The 21551-nt window shown below is 73.2% G+C and carries 15 protein-coding genes; 10 read left to right on the top strand and 5 right to left on the bottom strand.

Going from position 1 to position 21551, the window contains the following annotated elements:
• Positions 1 to 3: 3 nt before the first annotated feature.
• Together ACWGDE_RS00615 and ACWGDE_RS00610 are read right to left on the bottom strand one after the other, a co-directional pair.
• A complete protein-coding gene (locus tag ACWGDE_RS00615; RefSeq protein WP_453386749.1) occupies positions 4 to 633 on the bottom strand; it encodes a hypothetical protein in 630 nt (209 codons plus the stop codon).
• A gap of 215 nt (positions 634 to 848) precedes the next feature.
• Positions 849 to 3008 carry a RecQ family ATP-dependent DNA helicase gene (locus ACWGDE_RS00610; protein ID WP_453386748.1) on the bottom strand — a complete coding sequence of 720 codons (2160 nt, stop codon included), beginning with the start codon at positions 3006 to 3008 and terminating at the stop codon, positions 849 to 851.
• A 152-nt stretch (positions 3009 to 3160) separates the two neighbouring features.
• Between ACWGDE_RS00610 and ACWGDE_RS00605 the strand changes: the two genes are divergently transcribed.
• The 7 genes from ACWGDE_RS00605 to ACWGDE_RS00575 all read left to right on the top strand — a co-directional run bounded on the left by ACWGDE_RS00605 (position 3161) and on the right by ACWGDE_RS00575 (position 13849).
• Positions 3161 to 4438: a DUF4192 domain-containing protein gene (locus ACWGDE_RS00605; RefSeq protein ID WP_453386747.1), complete on the top strand. Its 1278-nt coding sequence runs from the start codon at positions 3161 to 3163 to the stop codon at positions 4436 to 4438.
• Positions 4439 to 4713: 275 nt separating this feature from the next.
• Positions 4714 to 6711 (top strand): glycogen debranching N-terminal domain-containing protein, encoded by a 1998-nt coding sequence (locus ACWGDE_RS00600; RefSeq protein WP_453386746.1) that lies wholly within the window; start codon positions 4714 to 4716, stop codon positions 6709 to 6711.
• Between the two features lie 126 nt (positions 6712 to 6837).
• Entirely contained in the window at positions 6838 to 7584 is a 747-nt protein-coding gene (locus ACWGDE_RS00595) for an NUDIX hydrolase (protein WP_453386745.1), read from the top strand.
• A gap of 182 nt (positions 7585 to 7766) precedes the next feature.
• Positions 7767 to 9593: an ATP-binding cassette domain-containing protein gene (locus ACWGDE_RS00590; protein WP_453386744.1), complete on the top strand. Its 1827-nt coding sequence runs from the start codon at positions 7767 to 7769 to the stop codon at positions 9591 to 9593.
• Positions 9594 to 9744: 151 nt separating this feature from the next.
• The gene (locus tag ACWGDE_RS00585; protein WP_453386743.1) at positions 9745 to 10686 is read left to right on the top strand and encodes a FadR/GntR family transcriptional regulator; all 942 of its coding nucleotides are present in this window, start codon (positions 9745 to 9747) and stop codon (positions 10684 to 10686) included.
• A gap of 486 nt (positions 10687 to 11172) precedes the next feature.
• On the top strand, positions 11173 to 12765 hold the full coding sequence (locus ACWGDE_RS00580; RefSeq protein WP_453386742.1) for an RNA polymerase sigma factor: 1593 nt from the start codon (positions 11173 to 11175) through the stop codon (positions 12763 to 12765).
• 124 nt (positions 12766 to 12889) lie between these two features.
• Complete coding sequence (locus ACWGDE_RS00575; RefSeq protein WP_453386741.1) at positions 12890 to 13849, top strand: S1 family peptidase; 960 nt, start codon at positions 12890 to 12892, stop codon at positions 13847 to 13849.
• Positions 13850 to 13968: 119 nt separating this feature from the next.
• Here ACWGDE_RS00575 and ACWGDE_RS00570 read toward each other — a convergent pair whose 3' ends face one another.
• On the bottom strand, positions 13969 to 14205 hold the full coding sequence (locus tag ACWGDE_RS00570; protein ID WP_112449103.1) for a DUF7455 domain-containing protein: 237 nt from the start codon (positions 14203 to 14205) through the stop codon (positions 13969 to 13971).
• Positions 14206 to 14651: 446 nt separating this feature from the next.
• Here ACWGDE_RS00570 and ACWGDE_RS00565 point away from each other — a divergent pair, with 446 nt between their 5' ends.
• The 3 genes from ACWGDE_RS00565 (at position 14652) to ACWGDE_RS00555 (ending at position 19066) form a co-directional block, all read left to right on the top strand.
• Positions 14652 to 16769, top strand: a complete 2118-nt coding sequence (locus ACWGDE_RS00565; protein WP_453386740.1) for a DNA gyrase/topoisomerase IV subunit B — start codon at positions 14652 to 14654, stop codon at positions 16767 to 16769.
• Between the two features lie 174 nt (positions 16770 to 16943).
• Entirely contained in the window at positions 16944 to 17477 is a 534-nt protein-coding gene (locus ACWGDE_RS00560) for a DUF485 domain-containing protein (RefSeq protein ID WP_453386739.1), read from the top strand.
• Entirely contained in the window at positions 17474 to 19066 is a 1593-nt protein-coding gene (locus tag ACWGDE_RS00555) for a solute symporter family protein (RefSeq protein ID WP_453386738.1), read from the top strand. Before ACWGDE_RS00560 ends, ACWGDE_RS00555 begins: the two co-directional genes overlap by 4 nt.
• A 69-nt stretch (positions 19067 to 19135) precedes the next feature.
• On the opposite strand, the gene ACWGDE_RS00550 is transcribed toward ACWGDE_RS00555, so the two are convergent.
• The gene (locus ACWGDE_RS00550; protein WP_453386785.1) at positions 19136 to 19792 is read right to left on the bottom strand and encodes a DUF7342 family protein; all 657 of its coding nucleotides are present in this window, start codon (positions 19790 to 19792) and stop codon (positions 19136 to 19138) included.
• A gap of 101 nt (positions 19793 to 19893) precedes the next feature.
• Positions 19894 to 21495, bottom strand: coding sequence for an ATP-binding protein (locus ACWGDE_RS00545; RefSeq protein ID WP_453386737.1), 1602 nt, complete (start codon positions 21493 to 21495; stop codon positions 19894 to 19896).
• Between the last annotated feature and the right edge of the window lie 56 nt (positions 21496 to 21551).

The raw sequence follows: 21551 nt of genomic DNA, 5'->3' as shown, positions 1-21551 counted from the left end.
GCTTCAGCGCGCGGCCGTGCGGCGCAGGGCCTCCGCCGCTCCGCCCCCGGTCCGCAGGGTGAGCGGGGCGAACTCGGCGGCCGCATCCCCGAGGCGCTCGGGCCGCGAGTCCGAGCTGGGCCGGCGGCCGCCGCGGCCTTCGCCGAGCACCTGCCAGCCGCCGCGGGTCAGCGTGATGTACGCGCCGCAGCGCAGCCCGTGCAGGGTGCACGCGTCCCGCAGCCCCCACATCCAGGCGCCGTCCTCCTCGGTCCACCGCTCGTCGCCGTCACGGCAGTAGAGCAGCACCGCGGTCCGTACCGGGGTCCTGCGCCGCAGGTCGTGCGGGATGATCCGGCGCAGCCGCGAGAGCAGGGCGTTGCGGTATTCCCAGCCGTCGGCCGAGACCGAGCGCTGTACGAAGGAGGCGCTCGCGACGAGCCGCTCCTCGGGTCCGAGCACGGCGATCACGGCGGTGGACGGCACCGGAGCGTGCCGCGAGTGCAGACCGCTGACGACCTCGCGCGGATTGCGCAGCAGGGGGACGCCCGAAGAGGTCCATTCGGAGGGTTCGAGCAGTCTGCCGTGCCGGCTGGCGCCGCGGGTGGCCGTCGTCAGGGACGTGGTCGAGGGCGGGGCGAATCCGAAGGTCACTGTCCTCCCTTCGGGTACACGCCCGCGAACGGGCACGGCTGGAGTGCGGGCACGCCGCGGCCCGGCCCAGGAGGGTGCCGTCGAGCCGAGCGGGAGCACTGCAATTCTCGCGTGGCCCGTGAGCATGCGGCAACGAGCAATTGACGCCGCCGACCGGAATTCGCCGGTATGCCGTTCATATCCTTGCCCCGCCACGCCGAAGATGACTCATTCGGCTACGGCTGAAGCGCCAGTACCAGCGGAAACACCTCCTTGGCACCTTCCCGCCGCAGCAGCCGGGCGGCGACCGCGAGCGTCCATCCGCTCTCGGCGCGGTCGTCGACGAGGAGGATCGGACCAGCGGTCTCCTTCAGCGTCGCGGCGAGTTCCGGCGGAACGGTCAAGGCCTGGTGGAGGCCGCGCACCCGCTGGGCGCTGTTCGAGGAGGGCAGGCCGAACTCCGGTGCCTGGTCCGTATAGGCGATCGTGCCGAGCAGGGGCATCCGCCCGACCTCCGCGATCCGCGCGGCCAGCGAGCCGACGAGCAGGGGCCGGCCGCGCGAGGGCAGCGCGACCACTCCGACCGGGCGGGCGGGAGCGTCCGCAGCGCCGGAGGCCCAGCCGCCGGGGCCGCGGGCCCAGTCGGCGAGCACCGCCACGACGGCCTGCGCGACATCGTCCGGAACCGGCTGGTCGGGCGTGCCCGCGGCGAGCATCGGGCGCAGCCGGTTGCCCCAGCCGATGTCGGAGAGCCGGCCCAGCGCGCGGCCCGTGGAAGCCTGTTCGCCCGCCGGGATGCGGCCCTTGAGGTCCACGCCGACCGCGGCGAGCCCCGTCGGCCACATCTTGCGGGGCTCCAGCTCCACGCCCGGCCGTCCCAGCTCCCCGCGGGCGGTGTCCAGCGCGGTCGAGGAGACCTCCGCCGTGAACCGGGCTCCCGCGCAGTTGTCGCAGCGGCCGCAGGGAGCGGCCTCCTCGTCGTCGAGCTGGCGGCGCAGGAACTCCATGCGGCAGCCGGTGGCCGCCGCGTAGTCCCGCATGGCCTGCTGCTCGGCGGCCCGCTGCCGGGCCACCCAGGCGTAGCGCTCGGTGTCGTAGGCCCACGGTTCGCCGGTCGAGGTCCAGCCGCCCTTGACCCGGTGCACGGCGCCGTCGACGTCGAGGACCTTGAGCATGGTTTCCAGCCGGGTGCGCCGCAGGTCGACGAGCGGCTCCAGGGCGGGCAGGGACAGCGGACGGCCGGCATCGGCCAGCACCTCGAGGGTGCGCCGCACCTGCTGCTCCGGCGGGAAGGCGACGGAGGCGAAGTACTGCCAGATCGCCTCGTCCTCCCGGCCCGGCAGCAGCAGGACCTCCGCGTGCTCCACGCCGCGGCCGGCACGGCCGACCTGCTGGTAGTAGGCGATGGGGGAGGAGGGAGAGCCGAGGTGCACGACGAAACCGAGATCGGGCTTGTCGAAGCCCATGCCGAGGGCCGAGGTGGCCACCAGGGCCTTGACGCGGTTGGCCTGCAGGTCGTTCTCGGCCTGCTCGCGGTCGGCGTTCTCCGTCTTGCCGGTGTACGAGGAGACCGTGTGCCCGCGGTGGCGCAGGTACGCGGTGACCTCCTCGGCCGCGGCAACGGTCAGGGTGTAGATGATCCCCGAGCCGGGGAGCTCGCCGAGGTGGTCGGCGAGCCAGGCCAGCCGGTGCGCCGCGTCGGGCAGCGTGAGCACCGCCAGGCTCAGGCTCTCGCGGTCCAGGGGCCCGCGCAGGACCAGCGCGTCCGTACCGGCCCCGGTGCCCAACTGCTCGGCCACGTCGGCGGTCACGCGGGCGTTGGCCGTGGCGGTCGTGGCCAGCACGGGGACGCCCGGCGGCAGATCGGCCAGCATCGTGCGCAGGCGGCGGTAGTCGGGGCGGAAGTCGTGCCCCCAGTCCGAGATGCAGTGGGCCTCGTCCACCACGAGCAGACCGGTCGCGGCGGAGAGCTTGGGAAGCACCTGGTCACGGAAATCGGGGTTGTTGAGCCGTTCCGGGCTCACCAGCAGGACGTCCACCTCGCCGGCGGCGATCTCGGCCTGGATCGACTCCCATTCCTCGGGATTGGCCGAGTTGATCGTCCGGGCGTGGATCCCGGCCCGGGCGGCGGCCTCGACCTGGTTGCGCATGAGCGCGAGCAGCGGGGAGACGATCACCGTGGGACCGGCGCCGCTCGCCCGCAGCAGCGAGGTGGCGACGAAGTACACGGCGGACTTGCCCCACCCGGTGCGCTGGACCACCAGGGCCCGGCGCTTGTCCGCGACGAGGGCCTCGATCGCCCGCCACTGGTCCTCGCGCAGCTTGGCGGTCCCCGTGGGGTCGCCCACGAGACGGGCTAGTACGGAGTCGGCCGAGGACCTCAGGTCTGCGTTCATGCCCCCATGCAACCCGATGGCTCCGACATACCGCGAATGCCGCTCTGGTCCTGTGGACGACGGAAGGCCGATCCGTCCGCTTCGCGGCGAGACCGGTTGGGGAGTTATCCACAGGGGTTTCCGGATCCGGCCGGGCACGGGACCTTCGGGACATGACGAACAACCACGAAGCACGCACCCCGTCCGACCGGCCCTCCGCCGGCCCCTCCGCGGCCGCCGAAGCATCCCGGATCACCTTGCGCAGCCCGGCCGAACTGGCCGACGCGCTGCCCTACATGCTCGGCTTCCACCCGACCGATTCCCTCGTCATGGTCGCCGTCCACGGCGAGGGCGGCCGCTTCGGCGGCCGGCTGCGGGTCGGCATCCCCGCCACCTCCGCGGAATGGGAGGACACCGCCCGGCAGGTCGCCGAGTGCCTGGTCCACGGCAGTGAGCGGCGCGGCACCAAGCCCGACGGCATCATCGTCTTCCTCTGCCAGGACCCGAGCCCGGGCGAGAGCGGGCAGCGGGTGATGACCAGGCTGCGCCCGCTCGCACAGCGGATCCGGCTGGCCTGCGGGGCCCTGGACGTCCCCGTGCTGGAGGCCCTGTGCCTCTCCGCCGGGCGGTACTGGTCCTACTGCTGCCCGGACGAGCGCTGCTGCCCGGCCGAGGGCAGCGCACTGGCCACGCCGGGCACCTCGGTGATGGCCGCCGCGGCCACCTTCGCCGGGCTGCAGGTCCGGGGCTCGCTCCGGGAGATCGAGCGCAGGCTGACCCCCCTGCGGGGGAAGGACGCCGAGGCGATGGAAGGAGCCCTGGACCGGGCGGCCGCGGCCCTGGTGCCGAAGATCCTCGACGGTGCGACCCGGGCGGAGGTGGGCGCCGATACCGTCCTGCTCGCCCGGGCGCTGATGCAGCGCATGACCCTCGCCCCGCCGGTCGAGGGCGGTCCCCTCGCCGACGACTGGGACGACGCGCTGCTCGGCCACGAGGAGGCCGCCTCGCTCATCCTCGGCCTCCAGGACCGCGAGATCCGCGACATCGCCGCCGAGTGGATGGAGGACGAGGAAGCGGCTCCCGCCCTGCGGCTGTGGCGGGCACTGGCCCGGCGCTGCGTCGGGGCCTACGGGGAGCACGCGGCGGCCCCGCTCACCCTGGCCGGCTGGGTCTGCTGGTCCACCGGGGACGAGCCGACCGCCCGGATCGCGCTCGGGATGGCGCTGCGGGCGGACGACGGCTACCGCTTCGCGCAGCTCCTCCACCAGGCCTGCAACGAGGGGATCGACCCGGAAGGGCTGAGGCAGTGCCTGAGGGAGGAGCGGAGGCGGCGCGAGCCGCGCAGGGGACGCCTGTCGGCCGGATCCCGGCGGGGTGTCACCAGGCCGCCCGGCCGCCGGAGCCGGGCCGACCGCCGCGAGTCCGGCCGCACCGCGGGGAGCGGGCAGTGAACCGGGGCCGGGACGGGGACCGGGGCCTGGACCACGCCCGGGGTCGTGCCCCGGGCAGGGAAGGCGGTGGGGCCGTCGGGTCCGAATGGTGGGTGTGGGGTCCCGCGCTCGCGGTCCTGTGCCTGCGGTCCCGGCGGCGGGCGTGCCTCCGGAGGGCGCAGCCCCGGCCGGGGCCCGTGACCCGGGCGGGGCCCGGGACGTTGCCCTGGGGGGTGGTGGGGGCCCGGCCGCGCCGCCGCCCAGCCGACCCGACCGGAGCGCAGACAAGGCGACGCATGTCCCACCCCGTACCCCCTGCCCGCGTACCCCCCACCGTTCCGCCCGCCCGAAGGCCCGACCTGCCACCCGTGCACGGCTCCGTCGTCTGCCTGGCGGCACCCTGCCTGGTCGTCTCGCCCGAGCACGGCCAGCTCACCGGGCGCGGGGTCGACGGCGTCTACCGCTCAGGGCGAAGGCTGCTGTCCCGCTGCGTGCTGCGCGTCGCCGGCCGGGACCCGGTCGCCGTGCAGGGCCGCAGCCTCGGCGCCGACCGGGCCGCCTTCACCGCGACCGTCCGGACCGGGGCCGACGCAGGGCCCGACCCGGACGTCGGCGTGGAGCGGGTCCGGCACGCCGACGGCACCGAGCGGATCACCCTGCGCAGCTTCACCGCCCGGCTGCTGCGGTTCCCCGTGGAGATCCTGCTCGGCACCGACCTGGCGGACCTGGCCGAGGTGGCGGCGGGCCGGGCCGGTCCGGAGCTGCCCGCCGGGGTGCACGCCGCCGGGCTGCGCTGGACCAGTGGCGAGGCCCAGTCCGTCACCGCGGCGGAGCCGCCTCCGGACGACGCGCTCGCCTCGACGGGACTGCTGCGCTGGCAGCTCGAACTGCGCCCCGGGGAGTCCCGCACCATCGAACTGCGGACCACCGGGAACCGCGGGGCGCGGGCCCCGGCCGGGCACGTGGCCAATCCGCTGGCCGACGACGCCCGCGCGGAGGGTGACGACCCGCGGGCGGAGGCATGGTTCCGCACCAGCGTCCAGGACCTGGGCGCGCTCCTGCTCAGGGACCCGAAGGAGCCGGCCGACGCCTACGCGGCGGCCGGGGTGCCGTGGCGGCTCGGACTGGCTCCGGCGGAATCCCTGTGGGCCGCCCGCATGGCACTGCCGCTGGGTACCGGGCTGGCCGCCGCGACCCTGCGGATCCTGGGGCGCACCCAGACCGGCGGCCGGGGCCGGGACGCCGGGAAGATCCCCGGACCCTTGCGCGGGGCCGGGCCGCAGCTGCCGCCCGGCTGCACCGGGACCGAGGCGACGCTCGCCTTCCCGGTGGTGCTCGCCGAAGCCCGGCGCTGGGGGATGCCCGAGGAGGAGGTGGCCCAGCTCCTTCCGGCCGCCGAGCGGTGCCTGGACTGGCTGCGGGGGGCCCTGGGGGAGGACGGCTTCCTCGCCGACCCCGATCCGGGGCCGCGCCGCTGTGAAACCCAGGCCCACGCCCATCGGGCCGCGCTGCTCGGAGCCGACCTGCTCGCCGGGTGCGGGCGGCCCGGAGCCGAGGAGTGGCGGGAGCGGGCGGCCGCCCTGCGAGAGCGGTTCGCAGCCCGGTTCTGGGTCGACGGGCCCGATGGCGGCAGGCCCGCGGCGGCCCTGCACCCGGACGGGCGGCCGCTGCCCCGGCTGACCGGGGCTGCCGCGCACCTGCTGGACACCGGTCTGCTGGGCGGCGGCGTACTCGCGGCGGGACTGCTCGACCGGGTCCGCACCGAGCAGCTGGCGCGGCTGCTCGGAGCCCCCGCGATGGACTCGGGGTGGGGGCTGCGGAGCATGGCGGTGCGCGAGCCGGGGCACAACCCGTTCGGCTACCGCTCGGGTGCGGTGCGCCCGTACGAGAACGCGGTCGCGGTGGCCGGCCTGGCCCAGGCCGGCTTCGAGAAGGAGGCCACCGGACTGCTCCGGGGCCTGCTGGACGCCGCGGAGGCCTTCGGGTACCGGCTCCCGGAGATGTACGCGGCCGAGCAGCGCACCGCGGGCAGCGCCCCGCTTCCGCATCCGGCGGCCTGCCGTCCGGCCGCGGTCGCGGCCGCCGCCGGCATCCACGTCCTGACCGCCCTCGCCGGAATCCGCCCGGACGCCCCGGCGGGCACGGTCGCCCTCGCCCCGCTCCCCGGCGCCCCGCTCGGCGGGATCCGCCTCTCAGGGCTGCGGGTTTCGGGAGAACCCTTCGCCGTCCGGATCAGCCGGCTCGGCCTCGGCATGGTGGAGGAGGCGGCCGATGCGCTCCAACTGGGCGGCTAGGGCGAGTCGTACGCTCCGGTCCGGGCCGTGCGCTCCGGTCCCGAGGACGGGTCGCGGCTTCCGGTTTCACGGTCCGAGGATCACCAAAGCTCTGTTTATCGTCAGGCAGACGACTATGATCGCGGCATGTCGCCCTACGACCCGTCGGCCTTCCCGCCCTTCGCCGTCACCGTCGACCTGGTCGTGCTCACCGTGCGGCGCCACGCGCTCTGCGCGCTGGTGGTCCGGCGGGGCGAGCAGCCCTTCCAGGGACGCTGGGCGCTGCCCGGCGGATTCGTGCGGGGCGACGAGGACCTGGCCGCGGCCGCGGCCCGCGAGCTCTCCGAGGAGACGGGCCTGTGCGCCCACGACCCCGCCGCTCCGGACGTGGGCAACGGGGCGCACCTCGAACAGCTGGCGACCTACGGCGATCCGAAGCGCGATCCGCGCATGCGCGTGGTCAGCGTGGCGCACCTGGTGTTGGCTCCGGACCTGCCCGCGCCCCGGGCCGGCGGAGACGCCAACAGCGCGCGCTGGGCCCCCGTCGACGAACTCCTGTCCGCAGACGGGCAGGCCGGCGGCGGACTCGCCTTCGACCACGAACAGATCCTCGCCGACGGTGTGGAGCGGGCCCGCTCCAAGATCGAGTACTCCTCGCTGGCCACCGCCTTCTGCCCGCCCGAGTTCACCGTCGGTGAGCTGCGCCGGGTCTACGAAGCGGTCTGGGGCGTCGCCCTCGATCCGCGCAACTTCCACCGCAAGGTCACCGGCACCCCCGGGTTCCTGGTGCCGGCCGGGGGAACGACGACCCGTCAGGGCGGCCGTCCCGCCCAGCTGTTCCGGGCGGGCGGGGCCACCCTGCTCAACCCGCCGATGCTGCGCCCGGAAGTCTGACGCACCGGCAGCCGGGTCCGGAGCCCAGCCCGGAGCCCGGCAGTCTTCCCGGTCGGCTTCCCCTTTGGGGCCGACACGGTCGAGACTCGGTGTCAGGTTCGCCGAAAATCGGACATATCGCGTTATCTTGCTAAGGGTATTCACCCTGCCGCAGAGCGGTCTCACCCCCCGCGAGAGAAGCGATGCTCCAGGCCATCGGACTCACCAGCACCCCCCGTCGAGACCTCCCGCCCCGCGTGGACGACCTCACCTTCGAGGCCCGCCCCGGGAGCGTGACCGCGCTGCTCGGCGACCCCGGCTCGGGCAAGACCACCGCGCTGCGGCTCATGCTCGAACTCGAACCGGGCCGCGGAGTCACCTACTTCCGCGGGCGCCCCCTGCACCGGATCCCGCATCCGGGCCGCGAGGTCGGCGTGCTCCTCGGAGATCTTCCCGGCAACCCGTCGCGCACCGTCCGCAGCCAGCTGAGGATGCTCTGTGCCGCGGCCGGGGTGCCGGCCTCCCGGGCCGACACCATGCTGGAGGTCGTCGGCGTCGCCGGTCTGCGCGACGAGCGGCTCGGTTCGCTCTCGCTCGGCATGGAGCGCAGGGTCGCCCTGGCCGCCGCGCTCCTCGCCGACCCCTGCACGCTGCTCCTCGACGAGCCCGGTGCCGGGCTCTCGCCCCGCGAACGGAGCTGGCTGCACGGGCTGCTGCGCGGGCACGCCTCACTCGGCGGCGCGGTGCTGTTCACCACCGACGACGCCAAGGAGGCCGCGCGCAGCGCCGACCGGGTCGTCAGCATCGAGGCGGGCCGGCTCGTCGCCGACCAGGACGCCGCCGAGTTCGCCCGGACCCGGCTGCGGCCGCGGGTGGCCGTGCGCACCCCGCACGCCGCCCGGCTGGCCGACGTACTGGGCCGCGAGGCCCGGGCGGCACAGCGTGCGGTGGAGATCGTCGAGGAGAGCGGCAGTCGCCTGTCCGTGTACGGCAGCAACTGCGCCGAGGTCGGCGAGGCGGCCTTTAGGCACGGGGTGCTCGTCCACCAGCTCGCCGACGAGACCGGCGACGCGGGCGCGCCGCCGTCGCTGCCGCGCGCCCGTGCCGCATCCGGGGCCGCGTCCGGGACGGCCGGCGACGGCGGGACGCAGCCCGGCGCGGGCACCGGCACCGGCACCGCTGGTGACGGCGAGGGCAGCGATCGCACGCAGTCCCGCCGGTCCCGCACCGGGCGGCCCGCGTCGGCCGTGCGCCGGCTCGGCGGACCGCTGCGGCCGCTGCGCTACGAACTGCACCGGGTCTTCGGCACCGCCACCCCTGCCCTCACCGCGGCCGTCGTCGTCGCCGTCTCCGTCGTCACGGCGCTGGTACTGGCCCGGGCGGGCCACACCGGGCAGAACCGTCTGCTCGCCGCCTGGCCGGAGTTGCTCCCCCTGCCGCCCGCGGCTCTCGGAGCGGGGCTGCTCGGCGCGCTGGCCTTCGGCGAGGAGTACCGCTACCCGGCGCTCGCCGCCGACCGGGGCACCGTCCCGCGCCGGCTCGGGCTGCTCACCGCGAAGCTCGGGGTCAGCGCCGCCCTCGCGCTGCTGTTCGGAGCCCTCGCCGTGACCGCCGACGCCGCCGCCCTGGCGCTCGTCTTCGACAGCGGCCCGCTGCGCACCCCGGCGGAGTGGGTCTCCCCGGCCGCGAGTTGGGCGGGACTGCTCATCGGCTGCGCCTGGTCGGGAGTCCTGGCCTCGGGCGTGTTCCGCTCCGCCGCCGCGGGACTGGCCGCGGTGCTCGCCGTACCGGTGATGGTCGTACCGCTGGTGCGCAAGGCGCTGGACGGACCGTCCGCGTATCCGGTGACCGGGCTCGCGGAAAGACTGCGCGGGCTGGCCTGGGCGCAGTGGCCCCCGGAGGCCGACCGCCTGGTCCTCGGGGCCCTCCGGGTGATGGCCCAACCGGTCGGCACGGCACTGGTGTTGTCGCTGATGGTCCTGTTGTGCGCCTATGGGTTCACAGGACTGCGTGGCCGCGTCCGATTGTGAGGGATCGTTGGTGATCGTTCCGGTACGGGAGGAGACCCCATCGAGACCGATGCCGTTCACATCGGGAGCCTCGGATCGCAACTCCCCGTAAAAGGCCCGGTTCTTTACGATAAGTCGTCAATTGCGTAGGTGGCACCGATCACCCTTTCGTGTGCTTTTCACCAAAGACCTCAAGGGTCGTGGAGGCACGGCCGACAAAGGATTCGTGAGTACCCTTGCGCACACCATGATGACCGCCGCCCGCCATGCCGATTCCGGCCTCGCCGGCCCGGGCGAACTCGACCGCTACCCCTACCCGGAGGCCTCCGGGGCCGACCGCGTGGGAGTGCCCCACTGGGACGGATCCGACGTCGAGTTGAGCCGCGTCGGCCGGCGCGCGGCAGGCAGCCGCGGCCGCGGACTGCACGGCCAACTCGTCCAGCAGCTCGGCCAGATGATCGTTTCCGGCGACCTCGGAGCGGACCGCCCCCTGGTCCCCGAGGAGATCGGCCAGCGCTTCGAAGTCTCCCGCACGGTCGTCCGCGAATCGCTGCGGGTCCTGGAGGCCAAGGGCCTCGTCAGCGCCCGCCCCAACGTCGGCACCCGGGTCCGCCCGGTCGCCGACTGGAACCTGCTCGACCCCGACATCATCGAGTGGCGCGCCTTCGGCCCCCAGCGCGACGACCAGCGCCGCGAACTGGGCGAACTGCGCTGGACCATCGAGCCGCTCGCCGCCCGCCTCGCCGCCGGCCACGGCCGCCCGGACATCCAGCAGCGCCTCGCCGACATGGTCGAGATCATGGGGCACGCCCTCGGCCAGGGCGACTCGATCACCTTCGCGCGCGCGGACAACGAGTTCCACGCGCTCCTCATCCAGGTCGCGGGCAACCGCATGCTCGAACACCTCTCCGGCATCGTCTCCGCCGCCCTCCAGGTCTCCGGCAGCCCCATCACCGCCTGCGACCGCCCCAGCGAGACCTGCGTCGCGCACCACGCGCGCATGGTCGAGGCCCTCGCCGCCGGCGACGCGATCGGCGCGGAGAACGCCATGCGCCAGCTCCTGACGGTGCATCCGGAGGTCGAGCGCGTGGTTCCCGCCCCGCGCGAGCACTGACGAGCGCGCACACGGGGGCGCGCACGGGAGCGCGGAGGTCCGCCGGCGTTTCGCCGAGCCCCGGGGGGTGCCCCCGGACGCGGTCCGGGGGAGGGTCCGGCGGCACCGGCGGCGGCCGCCGCGGGGCCCACGCCCCCTCGGCCCCGGCCCGCGACCGCCGGGACACCTGCACCGGGTAGCCGTCCGGCCCCCGAAACGGGGCGTGTTCGGACCAACCGGACGCACACAAATCACGGTATGACCGGCATGGCATCAAACGGGGTGTGACTCGGGCCACGAAGATTGGGCGTAACGCTCAGCGAGGTCACGCGATGACCTAAGAGGTGATGGCCGACGGAGGGAAGACAGCAGCCCTTGCGGGTGCTGTGCAGCTCCCCGGCCCCTGCCCGCGCCCCCGGCCCATCCCCAGTCGGTGGTCGTCGGCTCCGGTCCAGCACCACCAGGCCCGGGGTCGGAAGCCGTTTCCATCGTTCCGAGAGGTTGTTCGTGTCGGCCAGCACATCCCGTACGCTCCCGCCGGAGATCGCCGATTCCGAGTCTGTGATGGCGCTCATCGAGCGGGGCAAGGCCGAGGGGCAGATCGCCGGCGATGACGTGCGTCGGGCCTTCGAGGCTGACCAGATTCCTGCGACCCAGTGGAAGAATGTTCTGCGCAGCCTCAACCAGATCCTCGAGGAAGAGGGTGTGACGCTGATGGTCAGTGCCGCGGAGTCGCCCAAGCGCACCACCCGCAAGAGCGTCGCAGCGAAGAGCCCCGTCAAGCGGACGGCCACCGAGCCCGTTGCCAAGAAGGCGGCCGCGAAGACGGCCGCCGCGCCGGCCGCGGCCGTGGCGGCCCCGGAGGCCGAGGACCAGGCCCTCGAAGCCCCCGGATCCGGTGACGCCCTCGCGGAGGGGACCGCGACCGAACCCGCCGCCAAGAAGACGGCGGCGAAGAAGACGGCGGCGAAGAAGGCCGCGCCCGCCAAGAAGACCGCGGCCAAGAAGACGGCGGCGAAGAAGACCGCCGCCAAGAAGGACGCCGACGACGACGGCGAGGAGACGGCCGAAGAGGGTCCCGGCGCGGCCAAGGCCGATGCCGAGGAGGAAGAGGACGGCGCCGAGAGCAAGGGCTTCGTCATCTCGGACGACGAGGACGACGCCCCGGCCCAGCAGGTCGCCGTGGCCGGCGCGACCGCCGACCCCGTCAAGGACTACCTCAAGCAGATCGGCAAGGTCCCCCTCCTCAACGCCGAGCAGGAGGTGGAGCTCGCCAAGCGCATCGAGGCCGGACTCTTCGCTGAGGACAAGCTCGCCAACTCCGACAAGCTGGCGCCCAAGCTCAAGCGCGAGCTGGAGATCATCGCCGAGGACGGCCGCCGCGCCAAGAACCACCTGCTGGAGGCCAACCTCCGCCTCGTGGTCTCCCTCGCCAAGCGCTACACCGGCCGCGGCATGCTCTTCCTGGACCTGATCCAGGAGGGCAACCTGGGTCTGATCCGTGCGGTGGAGAAGTTCGACTACACCAAGGGCTACAAGTTCTCCACGTACGCCACGTGGTGGATCAGGCAGGCGATCACCCGCGCCATGGCCGACCAGGCCCGCACCATCCGCATCCCGGTGCACATGGTCGAAGTGATCAACAAGCTGGCCCGCGTCCAGCGCCAGATGCTCCAGGACCTGGGCCGCGAGCCCACCCCGGAGGAGCTGGCCAAGGAACTCGACATGACCCCCGAGAAGGTCATCGAGGTCCAGAAGTACGGCCGCGAGCCCATCTCCCTGCACACCCCGCTCGGCGAGGACGGCGACAGCGAGTTCGGCGACCTCATCGAGGACTCCGAGGCGGTCGTCCCGGCCGACGCCGTCAGCTTCACGCTGCTGCAGGAGCAGCTCCACTCGGTGCTCGACACGCTGAGCGAGCGCGAGGCGGGCGTGGTCTCGATGCGCTTCGGCCTCACGGACGGCCAGCCCAAGACCCTCGACGAGATCGGCAAGGTCTACGGGGTCACCCGTGAGCGCATCCGCCAGATCGAGTCGAAGACCATGTCGAAGCTCCGTCACCCCTCCCGGTCCCAGGTGCTGCGCGACTACCTCGACTGACCCGCACGACGGCGGCCGGCGGGCGCGTTCCGCGCAGGTCGCCGCCGGTGGCCGCGCGGGTGCGCACGGCCACCGGGCGTCCCACTCTGGGTGGAGTCGTGAACACTCGGAGTCAGGAGGCCTCATGCGTCGTCCCTTTGCCCGTGTCCTGGCGGGAGCGCTGACCATAGTGGCGGGAGCGGCGGCGGCGCCGCTGAGCCAGGCGCCGCGAGCCGCGGCGGACAGCGTGGTGATCGGCGGAAAGCCGGTGAAGGTGGCCGATGCCCCGTGGGTCGTGGCCCTCGCCAGCCGTGACCGGTTCGGAGGTACGCGGGGCGGTCAGTTCTGCGGGGGCGTCCTCGTCGCCCCGACCAAGGTCCTGACCGCGGCGCACTGCCTGGCGCGCCAGGTGCTCGGCGGCCCGGTCGACTCCGTCCGCGACTTCCGGGTGATCACCGGGCGTACGGAGCTGCGCGCCACCGAGGGGCGGGAGATCGCGGTGCGTTCCGCCCGGGTGAACCCCGGCTACGACCCGGGCAGCAACGCCGGCGACCTGGCCGTACTGGACCTGGACGAGGCCGTGCCGGCGCAGTACGTGCTGCCGATGGCCGGCCCCGGGGATCCGGCGTACGGGGCGGGGACGGACGCGGCCGTATACGGCTGGGGCGACACGAGCGGCTTCGGCGACTACGCGTACGCCCTGCGGGCCGCCAGGGTGACCGTGCTGGCGGACGAGGTCTGCGGGCGGGCCTACCCCGGGGACGCCGACGGGCAGTACCGGTCCGACTCCATGGTGTGCGCGGGTGACCGCGAGGGCGGCAAGGACGCCTGCCAGGGGGACAGCGGCGGGCCACTGGTGGCCCAGGGCCGCCTCATCGGGCTGGTCTCCTGGGGGCGCGGCTGCGGCCGGGCCGACAGCCCGGGGGTCTACACGCGGATCGCGCCGCTGCTCGGTTTCGTCGCCGAGCCCACCACCGGCCCGGAGACGGGTCAGGGCGGGCGGGGACGTCCAGATGCCCGCGCGGAGCTGGGGATCGGCGCACGCCCCGCCCAGGGGCCCGGACGGGGCCTTCTGTCGGGAGCCCGGCCCGCGCCGAAGCGCTGACAGCCGGGACCGGCCGGGTCCGGACATGAGGACGGGCGGTGCCTCTGGGTCGCAGAGGTACCGCCCGTCGACCGGCCTGGCCGGTCCTGGCTCGTCGGATGCGAGGTGCAGGCCTAGTGTCAGCGGTCCTCGGGTTCGGCGGCACTGGCCGCCGGAGCGGACGTGAGCCGCTCGGTCTCATCCTGTATTTCCGCGGCGATCTTCTTGAGTTCCGGCTCGAACTTGCGTCCGTGGTGGGCGCAGAAGAGCAGTTCACCGCCGCTCAGCAGGACGACGCGCAGATATGCCTGGGCGCCGCAACGGTCGCATCGGTCAGCGGCCGTCAGCGGGGTCGCGGGTGTCAGAACAGTAGTCACGTCGCCTCTTCTCTAGCTCGACGAGCTGTCGTACCAGGGTCAACATCCAACCAGGCCGAAAACGTTCCCGCTCGCGGCTTTTCCTCGAAACTTCCTTCCGAAGCTGGCCGGCTGCTGCCGGTTGGCGGCGAAGGAGCCGTATTGCGTTGCTTTACGGTTTCGCGTTGTCAGGTCGTTCGCTTGTCGCAGTTCTGCCCTCTCCGGCTGAGTGCCGGTTGTTCATGAGGACGTGCCCGAACACTAAATGGTTCATGCGTGGAAGGGAACGTGATGTTTGCTTCACTCGCGCGGAGGATCGAACACCCGTGCGCATCTGGACTAGGCTGACGAAGGGCCTGGGGTGGCGTTGCATCGGCTCTACCAGGCCTCGGTACCCTTCCAGCGGCAGCCGAGCCACCACTGTGCCCGACCGGGCCAGAAAAGAAATTCAGCGAGGAGCGAACTGCGTGACCGCCGACACGTCCGTGCCCAGCGCACTGCTGACCGGAGCAGACCGGGACGGCTCCAACTACACCGCGCGGCACCTGCTCGTCCTCGAGGGCCTCGAGGCCGTCCGCAAGCGCCCCGGCATGTATATCGGGTCCACCGACAGCCGTGGCCTCATGCACTGCCTCTGGGAGATCATCGACAATTCCGTCGACGAGGCCCTGGGCGGGTACTGCGACCACATCGAGGTGATCCTCCACGAGGACGCCTCCGTGGAGGTCCGGGACAACGGCCGCGGCATCCCCGTGGACGTCGAGCCGAAGACCGGCCTCTCCGGCGTGGAGGTCGTCATGACCAAGCTGCACGCCGGCGGCAAGTTCGGCGGTGGCTCGTACGCGGCCTCCGGCGGCCTGCACGGCGTCGGCGCCTCCGTGGTCAACGCCCTCTCCGCCCGCCTCGACGTCGAGGTCGACCGGGGCAGCGCCACGCACACCATCAGCTTCCGCCGCGGCGTCCCCGGCATGTTCACCGAGCAGGGCCCGGACAGCCCCTTCGACCCCGCCAACGGCCTGCGCAAGGGCAAGCGGATCACCAAGGGCAAGACCGGCACCCGCATCCGCTACTGGGCCGACCGGCAGATCTTCCTCAAGGACGCCAAGCTCACGCTGGACACGCTCTACCAGCGCGCCCGCCAGACGGCCTTCCTCGTCCCCGGCCTGACCATCGTCGTCCGCGACGAGCGCGCCCTGGAAGGGGCCGGCAAGACCGAGGAGACCTTCCGCTTCGACGGGGGGATCAGCGAGTTCTGCGAGTACCTCGCCCAGGACAAGGCCGCCTGCGACGTCCTGCGCCTGACCGGCACGGGCACCTTCAAGGAGACCGTCCCGGTCCTCGACGACCGCGGCCACATGACCCCCACCGAGGTCACCCGCGAGCTCGGCGTGGACATCGCCCTGCGCTGGGGCACGGGGTACGAGACCAACGTCAAGTCCTTCGTGAACATCATCGCCACCCCCAAGGGCGGCACCCACATCTCCGGCTTCGAGCGCTCGGTCACCAAGACCGTGAACGAGGTGCTGCGCTCCGCGAAGCTGCTGCGCGTGGCCGAGGACGACGTGGTCAAGGACGACGCGATGGAGGGCATGACGGCCGTCGTCACCGTCCGCCTCGCCGAGCCGCAGTTCGAGGGCCAGACCAAGGAGGTGCTCGGCACCTCGGCGGCCACCCGGATCGTCGCGGCCGTCGTCGCCAAGGAGCTCAAGGCCTTCCTGACCTCCACCAAGCGGGACGACAAGCAGCAGGCCCGCGCCGTGATGGAGAAGATCGTCGCGGCCGCCCGGACCCGCATCGCGGCTCGCCAGCACAAGGAGGCGCAGCGCCGCAAGACCGCGCTGGAGTCCTCCTCGCTGCCCGCCAAGCTGGCCGACTGCCGCAGCGACGACGTGGAGCGCAGCGAGCTCTTCATCGTCGAGGGGGACTCGGCGCTCGGCACCGCCAAGCTCGCCCGCAACTCGGAGTTCCAGGCGCTCCTGCCCATCCGCGGCAAGATCCTCAATGTCCAGAAGTCGTCGGTCTCGGACATGCTCAAGAACGCCGAGTGCGGGGCGATCATCCAGGTCATAGGAGCCGGCTCGGGCCGGACCTTCGACATCGACGCCGCCCGGTACGGGAAGATCGTCCTGCTCGTGGACGCCGATGTGGACGGCGCGCACATCCGCTGCCTGCTGCTCACGCTCTTCCAGCGCTACATGCGCCCGATGGTCGAGGCGGGCCGGGTCTTCGCCGCCGTGCCGCCGCTGCACCGGATCGAGCTCGTCCAGCCGAAGAAGGGCCAGGACAAGTACGTCTACACGTACTCGGACAACGAGCTGCGCCAGACCCTGCTCGAGTACCAGCGCAAGAACATCCGCTACAAGGACTCGATCCAGCGCTACAAGGGTCTCGGCGAGATGGACGCGGACCAGCTGGCGGAGACCACCATGGACCCCCGCTTCCGCACCCTGCGCCGGATCAACATCGGCGACCTGGATTCGGCCGAGACGGTCTTCGACCTGCTCATGGGCAACGAGGTGGCCCCGCGCAAGGAGTTCATCACCAGCTCCGCCGCCACTCTGGACCGCTCCCGGATCGACGCCTGATCCCGGTCGGAACCCCCGGTGCCCCCGGTGGCACCTCCGGGCGCCTGGCACACCGGTGCTCTTCACTCCATCACCTGATGGAGTGAAGAGCACCGGTACACCAGTCCGGAAACCTCCCTCCCGCACATCCTTGTGGGCACGCGGCCAATGCGGCGGCGTGACAAGGAGAGTTCGGTGGACAAGCACGAAGGTCGTGATGCCGGAACGATCCGGCTGGACGACCCCTGGTACGACGCGCTGGCCGTCGGATGGGGCGAGGGCGCGGGTACCGGCGTAGGCGAGGGTTCCGGCGGATCGGCCGGCGAGGGTGCGGAAACGTCACCGCCTCGGTCGTCCCCCGGCGGTCCGCACACGCCCGGAGCATCCGACATCTACCTCGAAGTGCAGCGCAGCGCCGCCTTCCAGGAGGTGCGCAGCCGCTACCGAAGGTTCGTCGTCCCCGCGACCGCCGGGTTCTTCCTCTGGTACGTCGCCTACGTGATCGCGGCCACCGCGGCGCCGGGCGTGATGGCCCGGCCCGTGGCGGGGTCCGTCAACGTGGCCCTGCTGGCCGGTCTCGGGCAGTTCCTCAGCACCTTCCTGCTGACCTGGGCCTACGCCCGGCACGCGCGGCTGCGGCGCGACCGCGCGGCCCTGGACCTGCGCTGGACGGTCTTCGAGCAGGAACGCGATCAGGAACGCACGCGGGCGCGGGGGGCGGGCCGGTGACCACGGAGCACCAGACCCTGGCGCTGCTCCTGTTCAGCGTCTTCATCGCCGTCACGCTGGGCATCACCACCTGGGTGAGCCGCAACCGGCACGGATCGGCCGAGGAGTTCTACGCGGGCGGCCGGCTCTTCTCCCCGCTGGAGAACGGTTTCGCCATCGCGGGCGACTACATGTCCGCCGCCTCCTTCCTCGGCATCTCCGGCCTGATCGCGCTCTTCGGCTACGACGGCCTCCTGTACTCGGTGGGCTTCCTCGTCGCCTGGCTGGTGGTGCTGTTCCTCGTCGCGGAACTCGTCCGCAACTGCGGCCGTTTCACCCTCGCCGACGTGGTCGCCGCCCGGATGAGCGAGCGTCCGGTGCGGATCGCCGCGGGGACCTCCTCGGTCGTCGTCTCGGTGCTGTACCTCGTCGCGCAGATGGTCGGCGCGGGCAGCCTCGTCGGCCTGCTGCTCGCCGATTCGGGCCGGACCGCACGGACGCTGACCGTGATCGGGGTCGGCGCGCTCATGGTGATCTACGTGTCCTTCGGCGGCATGCGGGCCACCACCTGGATCCAGATCGTCAAGGCCGTCCTGCTGATGGGCGGGGCGATCACGCTGACCTTGCTGGTGCTGCTGCGCTTCCACGGGAACTTCGACCAGCTGCTCAGCAGCGCCGCCGAGCGCAGCGGGCACGGGAACCGCTTCCTGAGCCCCGGGCTCAAGTACGGCGGCGACTGGACGGCCCGCTTCGACTTCATGAGCCTCGGGCTCGCCCTGGTCCTCGGTACGGCCGGGCTGCCGCACATCCTGTCGCGCTTCTACACGGTGCCGACGGCGCGGGCGGCCCGCCGGTCGGTGGTGTGGGCGATCGCGCTGATCGGCGGCTTCTACCTGATGACCATCGTGCTCGGCTTCGGGGCGGCGGCGCTGCTCGGACCGGAGCAGGTCAGGGCCTCCAACGCCTCGGGGAACACGGCGGTTCCGCTGCTCGCGGCGTTCCTGGGCGGCGGGGCCGAGTCCACCGGCGGCGCCGTGCTGTTCGCCTTCGTGGCCGCCATCGCCTTCGCGACCATCCTCGCCGTGGTCGCCGGGATCACCCTGGCGTCTTCGGCCTCCGTCGCGCACGACCTGTACGCCTCGCTGAAGCGCCGCCACGCCCGCCAGCGCAGCGAGGTGGCGGTGGCCAGGGTCGCCGCCGTCGGGATCGGGGCGGTGGCGATCGCGCTGGGGCTGCTCGCGCAGGACCTCAACGTGGCCTTCCTGGTGGGGCTGGCCTTCGCGGTGGCGGCCTCGGCGAACCTGCCGGTGCTGCTGTACACCCTGTTCTGGCGCGGCTTCACCACGCGGGGCGCCGTCTGGTCGGTGTACGGGGGGCTGGTCCCGGCGGTGCTGCTGGTGGTGCTCTCGCCGGTGGTCTCCGGCAGCCCCGAATCCCTGTTCCCGGGCGTGGACTTCCAGTACTTCCCGCTGCAGAACCCGGGCCTCGTCTCGATCCCGCTGGGCTTCCTGGCGGGCTGGCTGGGCACGGTCACCTCCGCGGAGGAACCGGACGAGCGGCGGCACGCGGAGACGGAGGTCCGCTCCCTGACGGGGGCCGGGGCGGTCTGACGGCCGGGTGGGGTCGCCCGGGTGAGGGAGCCGGCGTGAGGGCATCCGCGTGAGGGCACCCGCGGGGCGTCATCCCGTCGCCGGGGGCTGCCAGGCGTAGCGGTGTTCCGGGCGGCCCGTCTCGCCGTAGCGCAGGGCCAGGGTGACGCGGCCGGAGCGGTCGAGGAGCTTGAGGTAGCGCTGGGCGGTCTGGCGGCTGATGCCCGCACGGTCGGCGATCTGCTGGGTGGAGAGCGGGCCCTCGGCGGTGCGCAGGACCTGGCGGACCAGCTCGGCGGTGGTGGGGGAGTGGCCCTTGGGCAGGTCCTCGGTGCCGCCCGCCGCGGCGAGGGTGCCGAAGATCCGGTCCACCTCCGCCTGTTCGGCCTCGCCGCCCGTGTCCAGGGTGCGGCGCAGGGCCGCGTACGCCTCGAGGCGGGTGCGCAGGCCGGCGAAGGTGAAGGGTTTGACCAGGTACTGGAGGGCGCCCAGGCGCATCGCGGCCTGGACGGTGGCCAGGTCGCGGGCGGCCGTCACCATGATGACGTCGGTGTGGTGGCCCCGTTCGCGCAGGCGCCGGACCAGGTCCAGGCCGTTCTCGTCCGGCAGGTAGTGGTCGAGGAGGATCAGGTCCACCGGCCGGGAGTCGAGGAGCGCCAGGGCCTCCGCCGCCGAATGGGCCCGGGCCGACACGCGGAAGCCGGGAACCTTCGCCACGTAGGCCGCGTTGATCCGGGCAACACGCATGTCGTCGTCGACGACCAATACGTCGAATTCGCGGTAGCCGCTGTACTCGCGGTGGCCGCTGTGGTCTCCGTGCACGCCGGAGATCCTGCTCGGGGTCTCGTTCATCGCAGGGCCTCCGGGAGCACGACGGAGAATTCCGCCCCTCCGTCCGCTGCCTCGCCGGCCCGGACGGTGCCGCCCTGCCGCTCCGCCAGGCGCCGCACCAGCGCGAGACCGAGCCCGCGCTCACGGTGGGCCCGGGGCTGCTTGGTCGACCAGCCCTCGGTGAAGATCTCCTCGCGGCGTGCCGCCGGGACGCCGGGGCCGCTGTCGCGGACCAGCAGGACCGCCGTGCGCCCCTGCGCCCGGATGTCGACCTCGACCAGCGGCGCGAGCGAGCCCACCGCCGCGTCCAGCGCGTTGTCGACCAGGTTGCCGACGATGGTGACCAGCCCGCCCGGGTCCACGAGGCGGTCGGGCAGCAGGGCCCGGTCGGCCAGGCGGAGCGGGACGCCGCGCTCGGCGGCGACGGTGGCCTTGCCGACCAGCAGCGCGGCGAGCAGCGGGTCGTGGATCTTCTCGGTGACCTGTTCGGCGGTGCTGCGGTGCACGCCGACGACCTCCGTCACGAACTCCACCGCCTCCTCGTACAGACCCAGTTCGAGCAGGCCGAGGAGGGTGTGGAGGCGGTTGGCGTGCTCGTGGTCCTGTGCCCGCAGGGCGTCGATCAGGCCCTTGGTGGAGTCGAGCTCGCGGCCCAGGTGTTCGAGCTCGGTGCGGTCGCGCAGGGTGGCCACGGCTCCGCCGTCATCGGTGGGCATCCGGTTGGCGACCAGGACCCGTGGGCCCTGGACGGTGAGCAGGTCGTGGCCGGTGACGCGGCCGGTCAGGACGTCGGTGGTGCGGCCCGCGCCCAGTACGTCGTCCAGTGCGCGTCCGGCGACCGCGTCGGCGGAGTCGGGCGCGAGGCCCAGCAGCCGGGCGGCCTCGTCGTTGACCAGCCGGACGCGGCCCTCCCGGTCGAGGGCGATCACGCCTTCCCGGATGGAGTGCAGCATCGCCTCGCGCTCGGCGAGCAGGCCCGCGATATCGGAGAAGGCCAGGTCCCGGGTCTGGCGCTGGATCCGGCGGGAGAGGAGGTAGGCGGCGAGGGCCCCGGCCGCCAGGGCGCCGCCCGCGTAGGCGAGCAGGCCCGGGATGGCTCCGAGCAGGCGGGCCTGGACGCTGTCGTAGGCGATGCCGACCGAGACGGCGCCGACGATCTCGCCGTCGGCGGCGAGCAGCGGGACCTTGCCCCGGGCGGAGCGTCCGAGGGTGCCCTCGTCGATCTCCATGACCTCGCGGCCCGCCAGGACGTCGCCGGGGTCGGTGGAGACGGGCCGGCCGATCCGGTCGGGGCTCGGGTGCGAGCGGCGGATTCCGGCCGTGTCCATGACGACCACGTACTCGGCGCCCGTGGCCCGGCGGATCCGCTCGGCGGAGGCCTGCACCGGGCCGTCGGCCGAAGGACCCGAGACGAGGAGCCCGGCGGCCACCGCAGGGTCGGCAGCCGTGCTCTGGGCGATGGCCAGGGCGCGGCGCATGGCCTGGTCGTCGAGCTGCGCGCTCAGCGGGGCCAGGAACAGACCGGTGGCCAGGACCAGCACCCCGGCCGCGATGGCCAGCTGGGTCAGCAGGATCTGGGAGACGGCCCGCCTGGGCAGCCCGAGGCGCCGGGAGCTCATGTGGGGGAACCGCAAGGACCGCATGTGTACGAACGGTAGGCCGAATCGGGCTCAAG

This window comes from Streptomyces sp. NPDC054956 (assembly GCF_053609185.1).
Note: the sequence above shows the minus strand (reverse complement) of the source record. Positions and strands in the feature narration are given on the sequence as shown.